We start from the raw sequence: 17,515 nt of genomic DNA on the forward strand, positions 1-17,515 counted from the left end.
CTACGGTGCCGGATCCGGCGCCGCGTCAGCGCGCCTCGAACGAAGGATGGAGCGCCATGGAATACCTGCACACGATGGTCCGCGTCGCCGATCTCGACAAGGCGCTCGACTTCTACTGCAACAAGTTCGGCCTCCAGGAGGTGCGCCGCACCGAGAGCGAGAAGGGCCGCTACACCCTGGTGTTCCTGGCCGCCCCGGGCGACGCCGCGCGGGCCAAGGACACCAAGTCGCCGCTCCTGGAGCTCACCTACAACTGGGATCCGGAGGAGTATACCGGCGGACGCAACTTCGGTCATCTGGCCTATCAGGTCGACGACATCTACGCGACCTGCCAGAGGCTGCAGGATGCCGGCGTCACCATCAACCGCCCGCCGCGGGACGGCCACATGGCCTTCGTGCGCTCGCCCGACGGCATCTCGATCGAGATCCTCCAGAAGGGCGGGCCCAAGCCGCCGCAGGAGCCCTGGGCCTCGATGCAGAATACCGGCAGCTGGTAGCCGCCGGCGGGCGGGCCCGAGGCGGCCCGCCCCCCTCGCGGATCTCAGGCCCCGGATCTCAGGCCCAGGATCTCAGGCCTCTGCGGTCGGGGTGATACCGAGCTCCGCCAGCTTGGCGTGGATCGCCGTGACCGGGCGCTTGAGCTTGAGGCTCATGACCGAGGCCGGGACGCCCTCCCGCACCATGGCCTTGAGCTGCTGCACGGTCTCCAGGGTCCAGCCCGCCTCGATGTTCTCGCTCATCAGGGTTGCCTCCGTTCTCACGGCCGCGTCGGGGCGGCCTTGAGACCGGCAGGTAGGGAGGGCGGACCGGGCGGCAACCCGGGCCCCGCGCCCGCCACGGGTCACCCCGGCCTTGACGCCGCGTCCCTGCCGTCGCACATCGGCGCCGTCAGCCGGCCGGGCGGCCGCTCCGGTCCTGTCTGCGGGTTCGCCCGCGCGCGGGATCGGGGAGGAAAGTCCGGGCTCCATGAAGAGACGGTGCCGGATAACGTCCGGCGGGGGCGACCCCAGGGACAGTGCCACAGAGAGCAGACCACCGCGCGGGTTCTCACGAACCCTCCGCGGCCAGGGTGAAAGGGTGCGGTAAGAGCGCACCGCGGACGCGGCAACGCGGACGGCACGGCAAACCCCACCGGGAGCAAAACCGAATAGGGGCGGCACGCGCGAGCGATCGCGCACGGCCTTCTTCAGGCCCGTCGCCCGGGTTGGTTGCTCGAGGCGGCCGGCAACGGCCGTCCCAGAGGAATGGCCGCCACGTCCGGGGGATCCTCGCGGATCCTTCGGGCCATACAGAACCCGGCTTACAGGCCGGCTGATCCCCTTTTCTCGACGCATGGCGACAGGGCCGGCCCAGCTGAGATCACGCGGGCGCGAGGCATTCCCGAGGTAGAGCCCGCGCCGGCGGCCGAACAGGCAGGCCCGCCTCGACTTTCCGGTGACGCACCGGCTCATCACAAGCCTTCGTTAACCTTGCTGGTCTCTGATGGCACAGGGGCGGGTGCTGCCCGCCGCGTGTCCTCGCGTTGACGACCCCAGAGGCCCATGATACCCCGAGCCACCCCGTCCACGGCGATTCCCGCATCGGCGGCCGCAGCCTGCTCGCGCAGGCATGATGGTCGCGCGTCGATGCCGGGCGTGGGCAAAGCGGCGCCCTGGCGCCGACCCCGGCCGGCCTCGGCCCGGCTCGTGCGGACAGCGGAGCACCATGGATCGTCACGCCTCAAGGCGCGCCCGCCGCGCGGGATGGGCATTCGTCTCGGTCGAGTCGGGGCGCCGGTCGTGACCGAGGCCGCTCCCCACATCCCGGTCCTGCTGGACGAGGTCCTCTCCGCCCTGCGCCTCGGCGCCGGTCCGGCGGCGGTGATCGACGGCACCTTCGGGGCCGGCGGCTACACCCGGGCGATCCTGGCGGCGGATCCGCGCAACCGCGTGCTCGCCATCGACCGCGATCCCACCGCCATCGCGGCCGGCCAGGCCCTGGTCGAGGCGGAGGCCGGGCGCCTCGTCCTGGTGCAGGGCCGTTTCGGCGACCTCGACGCGATCGCGCGCGACACCGGCTTCGCGGAGGCCGACGGCGTCGTCCTCGATATCGGCGTGTCGTCGATGCAGCTCGACCAGGCGGAGCGGGGCTTCTCGTTCCGCCACGACGGCCCCCTCGACATGCGGATGGAGCGGGCGGGCGAGAGCGCCGCCGATCTCGTCAACGAGGCCTCCGAGGCCGCGCTGGCCGACGTGATCTACCATTACGGCGAGGAGCGCCGGGCCCGCGCGGTGGCCCGCGCCCTGATCGAGGCGCGCCGGCGCGGCCGCATCGAGACCACGGCGGCTCTGGCAGAGGTCGTCGCGAGCGTCGTGCGGGCCGAGCCCGGCAGCGGCATCCACCCGGCGACCCGGACCTTCCAGGCCCTGCGCATCGCGGTGAACGACGAGCTCGGCGAATTGCAGCGGGCGCTGCACGCGGCCGAACGCACCCTGCGGCCGGGCGGCCGCCTCGCGGTGGTCACCTTCCACTCGCTGGAGGACCGCATCGTGAAGCAGTTCTTCTCGGCCCGCAGCGGCCGGGCGGTGGCGGCCTCGCGCCACCTGCCGATGGCCTCGCAGCCTGCGCCCCGCAGCTTCACCCTGGCCACCAAGGGCCCGGTCGCCGCCGGGGAGGCCGAAGCCTACGCCAATCCCCGGTCCCGCTCGGCCAAGCTGCGCGCCGGAGAGCGCACCGACGCCCCCGCTCCGCCGCCGCTCACGGCGCTCGAGGCCCTGGCCTCCCTGCCCGAGCCCCAGACGCGGGGAGGGCGCCGGTGATCCGCCTCCTGCACCTTCTGGCGATCGCCGGGCTGATCGCCTCGGCCGTCTACGCCTACTCGATCAAGTACGACACGCTCTACCAGGCCGAGCAGGTCGCCAAGCTGAAGACCCGCCTGCGCAAGGAGCGCGACGCGATCGCGGTGCTGCGCGCCGAGTGGCAATTGCTCACCCGGCCCGACCGGCTCCAGGGCGCGGTCACCAAGTACCTCGACCTCGAGCCGATCGGCACGGCCCATCTCGGCCGCCTCGCCGACCTGCCGGCCAAGACCGACCGCGGCGACGAGATCGCCCGCAAGCTCGAGGCGCTCGGCCTCGGCGCCACGGCGACGCCCACCGCCAAGGAGCGCGCGCCCTCCACCACCGGCGCCACCGCCTCCCGCAGCGAGGAGCCGCGCACCACCGGCTCCACATCGACCCCCACCCCCACCCGCACCCCGACGGCCAAGAGGTAGGCGCCGTGACCCAGGACCAGGATTTCCAGGCTCACGACCCTCAAGGCTCCGAGGTCGATCCGCCGCAGGTGGCCGTCGAGGAGCCCGCCCGGCCGCGGCGGCGCCTCGCGGACCTGCTCCGCGGCGGCGTGACGGCGATGTTCCGCCTGTCGGTGGAGCGCAGCGCCGCCCGCGTCGGCCTCGTCGGGCTCGTCTTCGGCGCGGTGTTCCTGACCCTGATGGGCCGGCTCGTCAGCTTCGCCGTGCTGCCGGACGATCCGGGGACGGCGCAGGCGCGCCGGGCCGAGGCCGGCGGCACCACCCAGGTGCGGCCCGACATCGTCGACCGCAACGGCGAGATCCTGGCCACCGACATCCGCACCGTCTCGGTCTTCGCCGAGCCGAAGAACATCTACGACAAGGACGAGGCGGTCGAGCTCCTCACCGCCGTCCTGCCGGAGATCAACGCCCGCGACCTGCGCGAGAAGCTCTCGTCGAAGAAGGGTTTCGTCTGGGTCAAGCGCGAGATCACCCCGCGCCAGCAGGCCGAGGTGCACCGCCTCGGCATCCCGGGCGTCGGCTTCCTGTCCGACCACAAGCGGGTCTACCCGAACGGGACCGCCGCCGCGCACATCCTCGGCGTGACCAACCTCGACAATGTCGGCATCGCCGGCATGGAGAAGTACATCGACCGCCAGGGCCTGCGCGACCTCAACAGCCTCGGCTTCGTCGAGAAGTCGGCCGACATGGCGCCGGTCCAGCTCTCGATCGACCTGCGCGCCCAGCATGCCGTGCGCGACGAGCTGGCCTGGGGCATGGAGCATTACCGCGCCAAGGCGGCGGCCGGCCTGATCCTCGACGTCACCACCGGCGAGGTGATCGCGCTCGCCTCCCTGCCGGATTTCGATCCCAACGAGCCGAAGGACGCCCTCGATCCCGACCGGATCAACCGGATGAATGTCGGCGTCTACGAGATGGGCTCGACCTTCAAGGCGATGACCCTCGCCATGGCGCTCGATTCCGGAAAGTTCACCGTCAACTCGACCTTCGACACCCGCGGCGGCGTGCTGCATTGGGGCCGGCAGAAGATCCACGAGTATCACGGCACCAACCGGGTCATCACGATGCCGGAGGTGTTCACCCACTCCTCCAACATCGGCTCGGCCAAGATGGCGCTCGGCATCGGCGTGCCCGGCCACAAGGCCTTCCTGAAGAAGATGGGCCTGCTCGACCGGCTGCGCACCGAGCTGCCCGAGAGCGCCGAGCCGATCATCCCGCCGCGCTGGACCGAGATCAACACCATCACCATCGCCTTCGGCCACGGCCTGGCGGTGGCGCCGCTCCAGGCCTCCGCCGCGGTGGCGGCGATCGCCAATGGCGGCTTCCTGATGACGCCGACCTTCCTCAAGCGCAGCGAGGCCGAGGCGCGCGAGAAGGCGACGCAGGTGCTCTCGCCCCAGACCAGCGAGGCGATGCGCTACATCATGCGCCTCAACGCCACCGAGGGCTCGGCCAAGAAGGCGTCGATTCCCTACTACTATGTCGGCGGCAAGACCGGCACCGCCGAGAAGGTGATCCGCGGCCGCTACGTCAAGAACCGGCTGTTCACCACCTTCATGGCCGCAGCGCCGATGGACAAGCCGAAATACCTGTTCGTGACCATCATGGACGAGCCGCAGGCGGTGGCGGCGGAATCCGGCACCTACGCCACGGCGGCCTGGAATTCCGGCGTCGTCACCGGCCGGACGATCGCCCGCGTCGCCCCGATCCTCGGCCTGCCGCCGCAATTCGAGCCGCCGGTCAAGCCCTTCCCGCTGATGGTCAAGCTCGGCGCGTATCACATCGACAAGGTGGACGGGCGATGAGCCTCACCCTCGGCGACCTGTTCCCTGGAGCCGGCGCAGCCGCGAGCCTCCCCGTCGCCGGCCTCACCGCCGACAGCCGCAAGGTCGCGCCCGGCTTCGTGTTCCTGGCGGTGCCCGGCACCGCCGCCGACGGCCGGCTCTTCGCCGCGAAGGCCGCCGCGGCCGGCGCGGTCGCGATGGTGGCGCAGGGCGAGCGCCCGGCCGACCTGCCCGGCCCGGTCGCCTACCTCTCCGTCCCCGATGCCCGCGTCGCGCTGGCCGCGGCCGCCGCCCGGCTGCATCCGGGCCAGCCCGGGACGGTGGTGGCGGTCACCGGCACCAGCGGCAAGAGCTCGGTCGCCGATTTCGTGCGCCAGATCTTCGGCCGCCTCGGCCGGGAGGCGGCGAGCCTCGGGACGTTGGGGGTGATCACCACCTCGGGCGCCGCCTACGGCTCGCTCACCACCCCCGACCCGATCACTTTGCACCGGACCCTCGACCGGCTCGCCCGCGACGGCGTCACCGAACTGGCGATGGAGGCCTCCTCCCACGGCATCGAGCAGAGCCGCCTCGACGGGGTGCGCCTGGCGGCAGCCGGCTTCACCAATCTCGGCCACGACCATCTCGATTATCACTGCACGCCGGAGGCCTATCTCCAGGCGAAGCTCCGGCTGTTCACGACCCTGCTGCCGCAGGACGGCACGGCGATCGTCAATGCCGACGGCCCGCACAGCGCGGCGGTCATCGCGGCGGTCCGGGACCGCGGCGTGCGGCTCGTCACCACCGGCCGGGCCGGGGAGGGAATCCGCCTCGTCTCCGCCCGCACCGAGGGTTTCGCGCAGCGGCTCGCCATCGCGGTCGCGGGCGCGACCCATTCGGTCGACCTGCCTCTCGTCGGGGCGTTCCAGGTCGAGAACGCGCTCCTCGCCGCCGGCCTCGTGCTCGCGACCCCGGCCGGGGCCGGGCGCGAGGCGGAGGTGGTCGCGGCTCTGGGCCATCTCGCCGGCGTGCCGGGGCGGCTGGAGCGGATCGGCACCGTGCGGGACGCGCTCTGCATCGTCGATTACGCCCACAAGCCCGATGCGCTGGCCAACGTCCTCGACGCGCTCCGCGCCTTCACCACCGGGCGCCTCGTCTGCGTCGTCGGCTGCGGCGGCGACCGCGACCGGGCCAAGCGCCCGCTGATGGGCCGCATCGCGGCCGAGAAGGCCGACCGGGTCATCGTGACCGACGACAATCCCCGCAGCGAGGACCCCGCGACGATCCGCGCGGCGATCCTGGCGGCGGCCCCGGGAGCGGAGGAGATCGGCGACCGCGCGGAGGCGATCCGGGCTGCGGTGCGCGACCTTCGGGCCGGCGACGTGCTGGTGGTGGCCGGCAAAGGTCATGAAACCGGCCAGATCATCGGCGACCGGACGCTGCCCTTCTCCGACCGCGACGCGGTCCTGAGCGCGATCGAGGACACCCGCGCATGACCGAGCCCCTCTGGACCCTGGATGACGCCGCCGCCGCCATGGGCGGCCGCGTGGTCGCGGACGATGCCGCGGCGCGAAACCTGTCCGGGATCTCGATCGACACCCGCACCCTCAAGGTCGGGGACCTGTTCTTCGCCATCAAGGGCGAGGCCCGCGACGGCCACGACTTCGTGCGCGACGCGCTGACCCGCGGCGCCGGCGCCGCGGTGGTGGCCGAGGAGCGCGCGGCCGACCTCGGCGCGGCCGGGCCGCTGATCGCCGTGCCGGCGCGGGGCGAGGCGCGGGACGAGGATGTCGTGCTCGCCGCCATGCGCGACCTCGCGGTCGCGTCGCGCGCGCGGACGGCCGCCCGGGTGCTCGCCGTCACCGGCTCGGTCGGCAAGACCGGCACCAAGGAGGCCTTGCGCCACGTGCTCGCGGCGCAAGGCACCACCCACGCCTCGGTCGCCTCCTACAACAACCATTGGGGCGTCCCCCTGACCCTGAGCCGGATGCCGGCATCGAGCGAGTTCGGGGTGTTCGAGGTCGGCATGAACCATGCCGGCGAGATCGCGCCCCTGACCCGGCTGGTGCGGCCCGAGATCGCGATCGTCACCACGGTCGAGCCGGTGCATATCGAGCATTTCCGCTCGTTGTCGGGCATCGCCGACGCCAAGGGCGAGATCTTCTATGGCCTGGAGCCCGGCGGCGTCGCGATCATCAACCGCGACAACCCGAACTTCGAGCGGCTGAAGGCGCATGCGCTCGCCTCCCGGGCCGGCCGGGTGGTGAGCTTCGGCGAGCACCGCGAGGCCGACGTGCGGGCCGAGCGCATCGTGATGCGCCCCGACCTGTCGATCGTCGACGTGCGGGCGATGGGCCTTCCCGTCACCTACCAGCTCGGCACCCCGGGCCGCCACACGGCGCTGAACTCGCTCGCCGTCGTCGCCGCCGTGCAGGCCCTCGGCGCCGACCTGGCGCTCGCCGCGCTCTCCCTGGCGCAGCTGCGCCCGCCGGCCGGGCGGGGCGCCCGCTCGATGCTGCGGGTCGGCCACGGCGAGGCGCTGCTCGTCGACGAGAGCTACAACGCCAACCCGGCCTCGGTGCGGGCGGCGCTCAGCACGCTCGCGGGCGTCGAGACCGGCGGCCGGCGCATCGCGGTCCTCGGCGACATGATGGAGCTCGGCGCGGACGCCCCCCGCCTGCACCGCGAGCTGGCCCAAGCGGTCGAGGAGCACGGCATCGACCTCGTCTTCACCGCCGGCCCGCTGATGCAGGAGCTGTTCGACGCGCTGCCGGCCTCCCGGCGCGCCGGCGCCCGGCAAAGCTCGGCCGAGCTCGTCGATCCGGTGGTCGAGGCCCTGCGGCCCGGCGACGCCGTGATGGTCAAGGGCTCGAACAGCACCCGCATGGGCCGGATTGTCGAGGCGCTCAAAGCCCGCTACGGCGGGGCCAACGACCAGGATCTCGCCGTCGGCCGATCCGGCTGAGCCACCTTCGAAGGACTTCTGACGCAGCGGCGCGGGTGTGAGGCCGGCGCTGCCGCTCGCCCACGATCGGATGCCCCCGGGATGCTCTACCTCCTCTCCGACCTGAGCGGCGTGTTCTCGCCGCTCAACGTCTTCCGCTACATCACCTTCCGGACCGGGGGGGCGCTGTTCACGGCCGGCTTCTTCGTGTTCTGGTTCGGGCCCTGGATCATCTCGCTCCTGCGCCTGCGCCAGGGCAAGGGCCAGCCGATCCGCGAGGACGGCCCGCAATCGCACCTCCTGACCAAGCGCGGCACGCCCACCATGGGCGGGCTGATGATCCTGGCCGGCGTGATGGTGGCGGTCCTGCTCTGGGCCAACCCGCGCAACCACTACGTCTGGATCGTCATGATGGTGACGCTGGGCTTCGGCGCGATCGGCTTCTACGACGATTACCTCAAGGTCACGAAGCAGAGCCACAAGGGTTTCTCGGGCAAGTTCCGCCTCGCCCTGGAGGCGCTGATCGCGGTCGCCGCCTGCGTCGCGGTGGCCGAATACTCGGCGCCGGGCCTCGCCTATCGGCTCGCCTTTCCGGTCTTCAAGGACGCGATCATCAATCTCGGCCTGTTCTACGTCGCCTTCGCGGGCTTCGTGATCGTCGGCGCGGGCAACGCGGTCAACATCACCGACGGCCTCGACGGGCTGGCCATCGTGCCGGTGATGATCGCCGCGGCGACGTTCGGGGTCATCGCCTATCTCGTCGGCAACGTGATCTACGCCTCGTATCTCCAGGTGAACTACGTCCCGGGCACCGGCGAGCTGGCGGTGGTCTGCGGCGCCTTGATCGGGGCGGGACTCGGCTTCCTATGGTTCAACGCGCCGCCGGCCCAGATCTTCATGGGCGATACCGGCTCGCTGGCCCTCGGCGGGCTCCTCGGCACCGTCGCGGTGGCGACCAAGCACGAGATCGTGCTCGGCATCGTCGGCGGCCTGTTCGTGCTGGAGATCCTGTCCGTCATCATTCAGGTCGCCTCGTTCAAGCTCACGGGCAAGCGCGTCTTCCGCATGGCGCCGATCCACCACCACTTCGAGCAGAAGGGCTGGAAGGAGCCGCAGGTGGTGATCCGGTTCTGGATCATCGCGGTGGTGCTGGCCCTGCTCGGCCTGGCGACGCTGAAGCTGCGGTAGGGGACCGGCCGGGTCACACCTTGCAATCTCCGCCGACGCTTGGAAGGAAGGCGCTTTCCCTCTCCCGCACTTGCGGCGATACCGGGCAGGCCCGGGATCGCCTGGAGAGGGATCCCGCGCCATTCGATGCATCCGGCGGACACCGCATGACACCCTCCACCACCTTCGCCGGCCAGACGGTGGCCTTGTTCGGGCTCGGCGGCTCGGGCCTCGCCACGGCGCTCAGCCTCAAGGCCGGCGGCGCCCGGGTGATCGCCTGCGACGACAACCCGGCGCGGATGGAGGCGGCGCGCGAGCAGGGCATCGAGACCGGCGACCTGCGGCAGGCCGAGTGGAACGACGTCGCGGCGCTCGTCCTCGCCCCCGGCGTGCCGCTCACCCATCCGGCGCCGCACTGGACGGTGGAGCGTGCCAAGGCGGCCGGCGTGCCGGTCGTCGGCGACATCGAGCTGTTCTGCCGCGAGCGGGCCGCGACCGGCCCCGACGCGCCCTTCGTCGCCATCACCGGCACGAACGGCAAGTCGACCACCACGGCGCTGATCGCCCATGTCCTTTCCGCCGCCGGCCGCGACGTGCAGATGGGCGGCAATATCGGCACGGCGATCCTGTCGCTGGAGCCGCCCTCGCCCGACCGGGTGCACGTGATCGAGCTGTCCTCGTTCCAGATCGACCTGACGCCGTCGCTGGCGCCCACGATCGGCGTGCTCCTCAACCTCACGCCCGACCACCTCGACCGCCACGGCGACATGCCGCATTACGCCGCCATCAAGGAGCGGCTGGTGACGGGCGCCGCCCACGCGGTGGTCGGGATCGACGACGAATGGTGCCGGGCGATCGCCGCGCGCCGCGCGGGGCCGTTGACCCGGGTTCACGTCGGCGAGGCGGGGGAGGGGCCGGGCATCCTCGCCCGCAACGGCATCGTGATCGACGGGCGCCGGGAGCCGGCCGAGCCGGTGGCGGACCTCGCCGGCATCGGATCGTTGCGCGGTGCTCATAACTGGCAGAACGCGGCCATCGCCTACGCCGTGGCGACCCAACTCGGCGTCACGTCGGAGGCCTTCGCGGCGGCGCTCGCGACCTTCCCCGGCCTGCCGCACCGGATGGAGGAGGTCGGCCGGCGCGGCGCCGTCCTCTTCATCAACGATTCGAAGGCCACCAACGCCGATTCGACCGAGAAGGCGCTCTCGGCCTTCCAGCGCATCCACTGGATCCTCGGCGGCAAGCCGAAGGAGGGCGGGATCGCGAGCCTCGCGCCGTACTTCCCGCGCGTCGCCCATGCCTACCTGATCGGCGCCGCGACCGAGGACTTCGCCGCCACCCTCGACGGGCAGGTGCCGTTCAGCCGCTGCGGCACGCTGGCTGCCGCCGTCGCCGAGGCCGCGGCGGCCGCGGAGGGGGATATTGCCGGCGAGCCGGTGGTGCTGCTCTCGCCGGCCTGCGCCTCCTACGACCAGTTCCGCAGCTTCGAGGATCGCGGCGACCAGTTCCGCGATCTCGTGCGAGCCCTGCCGGGCCTGAAGCCTCCGGGCGCCTGACGCGCCGTTCCCCGGGCCGGCAAATCGGCGTATGCCGCTTCGCGCCGGCCCGACGCATCCCACGCCATCGTGCCGGCCCTTTCATGCGCTTCCCACGCGGTGCCATGCTGCCCTCCCAACGCCTCCTGCCCGCCGAGACCCCGGGCGCGTCCGGCCACGCGCCGCTCCGGCCCGGTCCGCGCAAGATCATCAGCTGGAACCTGCTGCGGCGGACCGGCGCGACCGTCGACGCCCTCGAGGCGCTGATCGCGCAGGAGAAGCCGGACCTGCTCTTGATGCAGGAAGCCACCGTCGACATCACCGAGCTGCAGGCCCGGGTCGGCGGGCACTATGCCTGGGCGCCGCTGCCGCGGCGCATCCATGGCCTGGCGATGTGGAGCCCGACCCCCTGGGCGACCCCGCCCAGGGTGATCACCCTGCCGTCCGGCGCCCTGATCGACCGGGTCTGCCAGATCCTCGATCTCGGGCCCTTCGGGGTCGCCAACGTCCACCTCTCGCACGGCCAGGTGCTCAACCGGCGCCAGCTGCGCCGCATCGCCCAGCACCTGCCCGTCCGGGCCGCCGTGCTCGGCGACTACAACATCGTCGGGCCGGCCCTGCTGCCGGGCTTCCAGGATGTCGGGCCGCGCCACCCGACCCATGCCATGGTCGATCTCGTGCCCCTGCGCCTCGACCGCTGCCTGGTGCGGGGGCTCACCTGCCGCGGCCAGGCGGTGCTGCCGCGGGGCGCCTCCGACCACCGGCCGATCGTGGTCCATCTCGAGCCCGGCAACCCGCAGGGCAAGCGCCAGCCCCGACGAGAGACTCTTCGCGATCGGATCGAGGCGTTTCGCGACCGGGCCGAGGATCTCCGCAAGCGGGCGCCGCTCAAAGATATGGCAGCAGCAATCGCACGGCGGCGTCGCGCAGGCGCACGGCCATTCCGCGAGAGTTGAGGTCCTGCGCCGTCAGGCGCTGCTCCATCTTGGCCCGCATCAGCCCGTCGAGGTCGGCGGCGAAGTCGGTATCGTAGACCTCGACGTTGAGCTCGAAATTGAGCCGGAAGCTGCGGCTGTCCCAGTTGGCGCTGCCGATGAAGCACCAGGCCTCGTCCACCACCATCAGCTTCGAGTGGTCGAAGGGCGGCCGGTCGAGCCAGATCCGCACCCCCGCTTCCAGGAGCGGCCCGACATGGGCCCGCGTCGCCCAGTCGACCACCCGGTGGTTGCTCGCCTGCGGGATGATGACGTCGACGGTGACGCCGCGCATCGCCGCGAGGCCCAACGCCGTCAGCAGCGTCTCGCTCGGCAGGAAATAGGGCGTGGCGAGGCGCACCGAGCGCCGGGCGGTGGCGACCGCCTCCAGCACCACGAACTCGATCTTCTCGATATCCGCATCGGGCCCCGAGGTGACGACCCGGGAGAACGACGGGCCGGCCGGCGGGATCTCCGGGAACCAGGCCGGCCCCTCCAGGTCCTCGCCCTTCACGAAGGCCCAGTCGCGCCAGAAGGCTTGCGCGAGCTGGCCGACCACCGGCCCGTCGATGCGGAAATGGCTGTCGCGCACCGGGTCGGGCGGGTTCTTCGCCATGACGTTCTCGTCGGCGATGTTGACCCCGCCGACGAAGCCGACCCGGCCGTCGATCAGCAGCAGTTTCTTGTGGGTGCGCAGGTTGAGGAACGGCATCCGCCAGGGCAGGGCGGAGTGCATGAACAGGCCGGCTGGAATGCCGAGTGCCCGCAGGCGCCGGTACATCGCCGGGAAGAAGTAGCCGCTGCCGATGCCGTCGATCAGCACGCAGACCGCGACGCCGCGGGCCCGCGCGGCCGAGAGGGCGTCCGCGAAGGCCCGGCCGCTGTCGTCGTCGCGCATGATGTAGCTCGACAGGGCGACGCTGGTCGTCGCCTCGCCGATCGCCGCCAGCATCGCCGGATAGGCCTCGTCGCCGTGGCGATAGCGCTGGATGCGGTTGCCGGCCACCAGCGGCAGGCCGCTGATCCGCTGCACCGCCTGCTTGAGCGGCTGGAACGCGTCGGGCACCTCGGCCACCGGAGGCGGCGGAGCGCCGGGCCGGGGGCCGGGCAGGACCGGCAGGCGCCGGGCGCGCCGGCTCACCCGGTTGATGCCGAACATCACGTAGAGCAGGCTGCCCAGGAGCGGCGAGAGCCAGGCGAGCCCGATCCAGCCGATCGCCGCGCTGACCTCGCGCTTGCGCATCAGCGCGTGCACCGTGACGACGACCGCGATGGCGAGGCCCAGCGGCGCCAGCACGTCGGCCCGGATCGAGGTCAGGATCCCGAGCCAGCGGTAGATCTCGTGTTCCACACGGCCTCCTGCCGCCGCGTCCGCGCCGCCTTCACGGTCGGGATACGGGAGGACGGACCCGGAATCCACTTGAGCGGGCCAGCCGTCCACCGCGACCATGAAAAATCCCCCGCCCCGGTGGGGGCGAGGGATCGCGTCTCGGGTGCCTGTGCGGCCGGTCAGGCGCTCAGCGCTTCCTTGGCCCGCTCCGCCCGCTTGCGGTCGTTCGGGTCGAGCACGGCCTTGCGCAGGCGGATCGACTTCGGGGTCACCTCGACCAGCTCGTCGTCCTGGATCCAGGCGAGCGAGCGCTCGAGGGTCATGCGGATCGGCGGGGTCAGGCGCACCGCCTCGTCCTTCGAGGTGGTGCGGATGTTGGTGAGCTTCTTGCCCTTGAGCACGTTCACCTCGAGGTCGTTCTCGCGGTTGTGCTCGCCGATGATCATGCCCTGGTAGACCTTCCAGCCCGGCTCGATCATCATCGGGCCGCGATCCTCGAGGTTCCACAGGGCATAGGCCACCGCTTCGCCCTGCTCGTTCGAGATCAGCACGCCGTTGCGGCGGCCGGCGATCTCGCCCTTGAAGGGCTCGTAGGCCTTGAACAGCCGGTTCATGATCGCGGTGCCGCGGGTGTCGGTGAGCAGCTCGCTCTGGTAGCCGATCAGGCCGCGGGTCGGGGCGTGGAAGACGAGGCGCAGGCGGTTGCCGCCCGACGGGCGCATCTCGAGCATGTCGCCCTTGCGCTCGGACATCTTCTGGACGACCGAGCCCGAATGCTCCTCGTCGACGTCGATCACCACTTCCTCGATCGGCTCGAGGATCGAGCCGTCCTCGGCCTTCTCGAACACGACGCGGGGACGGGACACCGCGATCTCGAAGCCCTCGCGGCGCATGGTCTCGATCAGGATCGCGAGCTGCAATTCACCGCGGCCCGAGACGTAGAACGAGTCCTTGTCGGCGGCTTCCTCGATCTTGAGCGTGACGTTGCCCTCGGCCTCCTTGAACAGGCGGTCGCGGATCATCCGGCTCGTGACCTTGTCGCCCTCGGTGCCGGCCAGCGGCGAGTCGTTGACGATGAACGACATCGTCACGGTCGGCGGGTCGATCGGCTGGGCCTGGATCGGCGTCTCGACCTGCGGGTCGCAGAAGGTGTCGGCGACGGTGCCCTTCACCAGACCGGCGATCGACACGATGTCGCCCGCCTCGCCGACCTCGATCGGCTGACGCTCCAGGCCGCGGAAGGCCAGGATCTTCGAGACGCGGCCGGTCTCAACGACCTTGCCCTCGCGGTCGAGGACCTTGACCTGCTGGTTCGGCTTCACGGTGCCCGAGGCGATGCGCCCGGTGATGATGCGGCCGAGGAAGGGGTTCGACTCGAGCAGGGTGCCGAGCATCCGGAACGGGCCGTCCTCGGTCTTGGCCTGGGGCACGTGCTCCAGCACCAGGTCGAACAGCGGGGCGAGCCCGTCGGCCTGGTTGCCCTCCGGCGAGGTCGCCATCCAGCCGTTGCGGCCCGAGCCGTACAGGATCGGGAAGTCGAGCTGCTCGTCCGTGGCGTCGAGCGCCGCGAACAGGTCGAAGACCTCGTTGACGACCTCGTTGATGCGGGCATCCGGCCGGTCGACCTTGTTGACCGCCACGATCGGGCGCAGGCCGATCTTGAGTGCCTTCGAGACCACGAACTTGGTCTGCGGCATCGGGCCCTCGGCCGCATCGACGAGCACGATCACGCCGTCGACCATCGACAGGATCCGCTCGACCTCGCCGCCGAAATCGGCGTGGCCGGGGGTGTCGACGATGTTGATGCGGGTGTCCTTCCAGACCACCGAGGTGGCCTTGGCCAGGATGGTGATGCCGCGCTCCTTCTCGAGGTCGTTCGAGTCCATCGCCCGCTCCTCGACCCGCTGGTTCTCGCGGAACGAACCGGATTGCTGGAGCAGCTTGTCGACCAGGGTCGTCTTGCCGTGGTCGACGTGGGCGATGATGGCGATATTGCGCAGCTTCATGGGATGTCCGAAGCAAACAAAGCCCGGCACGCCGCGGGCCGCCAGGATGGCAGCCGGACGCATCGAGCCGGGGGAAAACTGTTGCGTCGCAATATAAGGTGTGGCGCCACTTCGCAAGAGCCCCCTCGGCGAGAGGGCATCCGCCTCCGGGTGGGTCACTCCGCCGCGGCGGAGACGGGGTCCGTCCCGCGATCGAGGCCCCCGCGATCGGAGCCATGGGCTTGCCGCTCCAGCAGGACCGCCCGGCGCTCGGCGATGGCGCGGCGGGCCTGGTCGAGGCCCAGGGTGAAGGCCGCCACCCCGGCATTGTCGATGGCGCCGGCCCCCGCCCGGTCGAGCGCGGCGGCCAGGATCTCGTCGGCCTGCCGCTCGAGGTCGGCGAGCGCCAGCTCGTCCTCGACGTCCCGGCTCGCCCGGACGATGGCCAGCAGCTGGCGCAGGAGCGCCATGTCCCGGGCCCGCGACCGGTTGGCGGCCCGCGACACCAGGGTGGCGGCGGCGGAGCCCAGGATCGAGATGCTCATCACGAGCAGGTAGAACCAGTCGCCGTAGCGCTCGAAGAAGCTCTCGACCTCGCCCTCGTAATAGGCCTGCGCCCCGGGATGCACCGGCAGGGACGCGCTCTTCGAGGTGTCGGGCGCCTCGATCTGGTTGGCGAGCGGCACCTCGACGGCGAGGCCGGGCCGGTTGACGAAGAGGAGCCGCGTCAATTCCGACACCGCCGAGTCGGGCAGGTGGGCCTGGGCCACCAGCCGGTGGCTGACCCCGACGGTGGTGACGGTCTCGGTCGGGCGCGGCGGCGTGCCGCCGAAGGTGCCGCGGGCGACCTCGACGCTCTCCAGGGCCGGCCAGCGTCGGGCCAGCACCGCCGCCTCGCCGATCGGAATGAAGGTCGGCGTGCCGCCGGCCGAGGTCCCGTCGCCCTTGGTGATGCTCGCCATCACCTCGCCGGCGGTGCGGCCGGTGAGCGGGCTCACCACCATCACGGCGTCGACCCGGCCCTCGCGCAGCGCCTTCCCGGCCTCGTGCCCGTCGCCGAGGGGGATCGTGGTCACCGCGTCGGGCGGCACCTCGTAATGTTCGAGGATGTGGGCGAGCAGCCGCACGTTGCCCGCCGGGTTGCGCACGATCCCGATCCGCTTGCCGCGCAGGTCCGGCACCGCCGACAGGGCCGGATCCGTCGCCAGGAGCAGCACCGCGTCGCGGTGCAGGATCGCCACGGTCTGGGTGTTCGCCGGGATGCCGACATCCGAGCGCACCACCGCGAGGTCGGCCTTGCCGTGCTCGGCCGCCCCGGCGCTCTCGGCGACGCCGCTCGTCGCCACCGGCCGCAGGCGCACGTCCTCGTGGGTGCGGGTGAGGGACTGCGCCACCGCGGCGACGAGGCGCGCATCCTCGCTGCCGGACGGCCCGACCGCGACCCGCAGGGTCGTCGGCTGCCCGAGCCACTGATAGGCGAGAAGGCCCGTCGCCACGAGGGCGAGGAGAGCCGCGAGGACGATGGGGACGTGGCGCCGCATACACCTTCACCTTGGGCCTTCACCTTGGTGAGCGGGGCCCGGTTCGGCAATTCGGCCGATTGGCGCGGGGGCCGGTCCGCCTGGACGCCCTGTGCGCCTGGACACGTTGCGCACGCATGGCCGTCGACACGCCTTCTCATCTCGCGACGGATCATCCGCGCCGCGCAGCGACGGAGGGGATGCCGGAGGACTCGCTCGACGAGACGGCCAGGGCGATGGAGGCCATCCGGCTCCTCGTCGCCGACGACATGCCGGTGGATGCCTGGCTTCAGGAAACCTTGGCCCTTGATGACGATGACGCGGCCGGAACCGCCGTCCGGTTCCCCGGCCCACCCGTCGCCGAGATCATCGGGAGAGGAGATATCGGGCCGACGACGTCGCGATCCGGGGTCGCCATCCGTGGCTGCCGCGAAGTTGGATGACGAGCCGGAGCTGCGAAGGGCTCGAAGCCGCGCCCTTGCTCGGTCATGCCGGGTGCCCCGGTCCGGCGAGCGATGCAGGGCCCGACGGGCGGCGAGCATTTCCCGCCGCCCCGGATGGTGCCCGCCAGGGCCCGGTCACAGCGCGACCCGGAACCCCACTGCGATCGCCGCCACGATCGCGGCCCCCAGCGCCGGGCCCACGGCCGCGATCACCAGGGCGCCGGGATGGTAGCCCGGGGCCGCGAGGTAGCGCTGATGCGCGTTCTTCTCCTGCCGGAGCAGCGGCGCTGAAAGGCGCGCCGCTGCTCCGGGCGTCCAACCCTGTCGCATGATGCCATCCTCGCCCGCTTGTGCCGGCCCGTCCGGGCGGCGCGAGACCTGTTGTGTGGGACCCATCAGGCGCCGGGCGGCGTGAAGAGGTGGTGAATCCGATCCCTCGGATTCTCCGCGTCGTGAATCGAGCGTTAGCGGGGGCGCGCGAGTGCCTGGGGCGGGGCCCGGGCGACGCCGTGCGGCTGCGAGGGTGATGCGGAGGCCGCCGCGGCGATGCCCATCCATGGCA

General features: G+C 71.7%; 15 protein-coding genes and 1 other RNA gene. 11 read left to right on the plus strand and 5 right to left on the minus strand.

All coding sequences use genetic code 11. The features are described from left to right. Positions 1-56: 56 nt before the first annotated feature. Positions 57-497: a lactoylglutathione lyase gene (gloA, locus tag VQ03_RS04855; RefSeq protein ID WP_048449740.1), complete on the plus strand. Its 441-nt coding sequence runs from the start codon at positions 57-59 to the stop codon at positions 495-497. 72 nt (positions 498-569) lie between these two features. Here gloA and VQ03_RS32735 read toward each other — a convergent pair whose 3' ends face one another. Beyond that, the gene (locus VQ03_RS32735) at positions 570-740 is read right to left on the minus strand and encodes a hypothetical protein (protein WP_157063963.1); all 171 of its coding nucleotides are present in this window, start codon (positions 738-740) and stop codon (positions 570-572) included. A 148-nt stretch (positions 741-888) separates the two neighbouring features. Between VQ03_RS32735 and rnpB the strand changes: the two genes are divergently transcribed. From rnpB to VQ03_RS04895, 9 genes are all read left to right on the plus strand, one after another. Beyond that, positions 889-1,319: RNase P RNA component class A (rnpB, locus tag VQ03_RS30880), an RNA gene on the plus strand. Positions 1,320-1,742: 423 nt separating this feature from the next. Next, the gene (rsmH, locus tag VQ03_RS04860) at positions 1,743-2,798 is read left to right on the plus strand and encodes a 16S rRNA (cytosine(1402)-N(4))-methyltransferase RsmH (RefSeq protein WP_048449741.1); all 1,056 of its coding nucleotides are present in this window, start codon (positions 1,743-1,745) and stop codon (positions 2,796-2,798) included. Next, positions 2,795-3,253, plus strand: coding sequence for a cell division protein FtsL (ftsL, locus tag VQ03_RS04865; protein WP_048449742.1), 459 nt, complete (start codon positions 2,795-2,797; stop codon positions 3,251-3,253). The genes rsmH and ftsL overlap by 4 nt, the downstream gene beginning before the upstream one ends. 68 nt (positions 3,254-3,321) lie before the next feature. Beyond that, the gene (locus VQ03_RS04870) at positions 3,322-5,097 is read left to right on the plus strand and encodes a peptidoglycan D,D-transpeptidase FtsI family protein (protein ID WP_048449777.1); all 1,776 of its coding nucleotides are present in this window, start codon (positions 3,322-3,324) and stop codon (positions 5,095-5,097) included. Then, the gene (locus VQ03_RS04875) at positions 5,094-6,551 is read left to right on the plus strand and encodes a UDP-N-acetylmuramoyl-L-alanyl-D-glutamate--2,6-diaminopimelate ligase (RefSeq protein ID WP_048449743.1); all 1,458 of its coding nucleotides are present in this window, start codon (positions 5,094-5,096) and stop codon (positions 6,549-6,551) included. The genes VQ03_RS04870 and VQ03_RS04875 overlap by 4 nt, the downstream gene beginning before the upstream one ends. Then, complete coding sequence (locus VQ03_RS04880) at positions 6,548-8,020, plus strand: UDP-N-acetylmuramoylalanyl-D-glutamyl-2,6-diaminopimelate--D-alanyl-D-alanine ligase (protein WP_048449744.1); 1,473 nt, start codon at positions 6,548-6,550, stop codon at positions 8,018-8,020. The genes VQ03_RS04875 and VQ03_RS04880 overlap by 4 nt, the downstream gene beginning before the upstream one ends. A gap of 81 nt (positions 8,021-8,101) precedes the next feature. Continuing rightward, positions 8,102-9,187: a phospho-N-acetylmuramoyl-pentapeptide-transferase gene (gene mraY, locus VQ03_RS04885; protein WP_048449745.1), complete on the plus strand. Its 1,086-nt coding sequence runs from the start codon at positions 8,102-8,104 to the stop codon at positions 9,185-9,187. A 146-nt stretch (positions 9,188-9,333) separates the two neighbouring features. Beyond that, the gene (murD, locus tag VQ03_RS04890) at positions 9,334-10,722 is read left to right on the plus strand and encodes a UDP-N-acetylmuramoyl-L-alanine--D-glutamate ligase (RefSeq protein WP_048449746.1); all 1,389 of its coding nucleotides are present in this window, start codon (positions 9,334-9,336) and stop codon (positions 10,720-10,722) included. Between the two features lie 104 nt (positions 10,723-10,826). Beyond that, positions 10,827-11,657, plus strand: a complete 831-nt coding sequence (locus tag VQ03_RS04895) for an endonuclease/exonuclease/phosphatase family protein (RefSeq protein WP_083467777.1) — start codon at positions 10,827-10,829, stop codon at positions 11,655-11,657. Here VQ03_RS04895 and VQ03_RS04900 read toward each other — a convergent pair. The 3 genes from VQ03_RS04900 to VQ03_RS04910 form a co-directional block, all read right to left on the minus strand. Next, positions 11,590-13,026: a phospholipase D-like domain-containing protein gene (locus tag VQ03_RS04900; protein ID WP_048449747.1), complete on the minus strand. Its 1,437-nt coding sequence runs from the start codon at positions 13,024-13,026 to the stop codon at positions 11,590-11,592. The genes VQ03_RS04895 and VQ03_RS04900 overlap by 68 nt on opposite strands. A 158-nt stretch (positions 13,027-13,184) precedes the next feature. Then, positions 13,185-15,011 carry a translational GTPase TypA gene (gene typA, locus VQ03_RS04905; RefSeq protein ID WP_048449748.1) on the minus strand — a complete coding sequence of 609 codons (1,827 nt, stop codon included), beginning with the start codon at positions 15,009-15,011 and terminating at the stop codon, positions 13,185-13,187. A gap of 155 nt (positions 15,012-15,166) precedes the next feature. Continuing rightward, positions 15,167-16,531: a TAXI family TRAP transporter solute-binding subunit gene (locus tag VQ03_RS04910; RefSeq protein ID WP_048449749.1), complete on the minus strand. Its 1,365-nt coding sequence runs from the start codon at positions 16,529-16,531 to the stop codon at positions 15,167-15,169. A gap of 116 nt (positions 16,532-16,647) precedes the next feature. Here VQ03_RS04910 and VQ03_RS04915 point away from each other — a divergent pair, with 116 nt between their 5' ends. Beyond that, positions 16,648-16,953 carry a hypothetical protein gene (locus VQ03_RS04915; protein ID WP_157063965.1) on the plus strand — a complete coding sequence of 102 codons (306 nt, stop codon included), beginning with the start codon at positions 16,648-16,650 and terminating at the stop codon, positions 16,951-16,953. A 135-nt stretch (positions 16,954-17,088) separates the two neighbouring features. Here VQ03_RS04915 and VQ03_RS04920 read toward each other — a convergent pair whose 3' ends face one another. Continuing rightward, the gene (locus VQ03_RS04920; protein ID WP_048449751.1) at positions 17,089-17,283 is read right to left on the minus strand and encodes a hypothetical protein; all 195 of its coding nucleotides are present in this window, start codon (positions 17,281-17,283) and stop codon (positions 17,089-17,091) included. Positions 17,284-17,515: the final 232 nt, after the last annotated feature.

The sequence above is a fragment of the Methylobacterium tarhaniae genome, assembly GCF_001043955.1.
Taxonomy (GTDB): Bacteria; Pseudomonadota; Alphaproteobacteria; order Rhizobiales; family Beijerinckiaceae; genus Methylobacterium; species Methylobacterium tarhaniae.

What these genes read in the sequence shown, in the direction of transcription:
- gloA (WP_048449740.1), top strand. Translation starts at nt 57, where the DNA reads ATGGAATACCTGCACACGATGGTCCGCGTCGCCGATCTCGACAAGGCG.
- VQ03_RS32735 (WP_157063963.1), bottom strand. Translation starts at nt 740, where the DNA reads ATGAGCGAGAACATCGAGGCGGGCTGGACCCTGGAGACCGTGCAGCAG.
- rsmH (WP_048449741.1), top strand. Translation starts at nt 1,743, where the DNA reads ATGGGCATTCGTCTCGGTCGAGTCGGGGCGCCGGTCGTGACCGAGGCC.
- VQ03_RS04875 (WP_048449743.1), top strand. Translation starts at nt 5,094, where the DNA reads ATGAGCCTCACCCTCGGCGACCTGTTCCCTGGAGCCGGCGCAGCCGCG.
- VQ03_RS04880 (WP_048449744.1), top strand. Translation starts at nt 6,548, where the DNA reads ATGACCGAGCCCCTCTGGACCCTGGATGACGCCGCCGCCGCCATGGGC.
- mraY (WP_048449745.1), top strand. Translation starts at nt 8,102, where the DNA reads ATGCTCTACCTCCTCTCCGACCTGAGCGGCGTGTTCTCGCCGCTCAAC.
- murD (WP_048449746.1), top strand. Translation starts at nt 9,334, where the DNA reads ATGACACCCTCCACCACCTTCGCCGGCCAGACGGTGGCCTTGTTCGGG.
- VQ03_RS04895 (WP_083467777.1), top strand. Translation starts at nt 10,827, where the DNA reads ATGCTGCCCTCCCAACGCCTCCTGCCCGCCGAGACCCCGGGCGCGTCC.
- typA (WP_048449748.1), bottom strand. Translation starts at nt 15,011, where the DNA reads ATGAAGCTGCGCAATATCGCCATCATCGCCCACGTCGACCACGGCAAG.
- VQ03_RS04910 (WP_048449749.1), bottom strand. Translation starts at nt 16,531, where the DNA reads ATGCGGCGCCACGTCCCCATCGTCCTCGCGGCTCTCCTCGCCCTCGTG.
- VQ03_RS04915 (WP_157063965.1), top strand. Translation starts at nt 16,648, where the DNA reads ATGGCCGTCGACACGCCTTCTCATCTCGCGACGGATCATCCGCGCCGC.
- VQ03_RS04920 (WP_048449751.1), bottom strand. Translation starts at nt 17,283, where the DNA reads ATGCGACAGGGTTGGACGCCCGGAGCAGCGGCGCGCCTTTCAGCGCCG.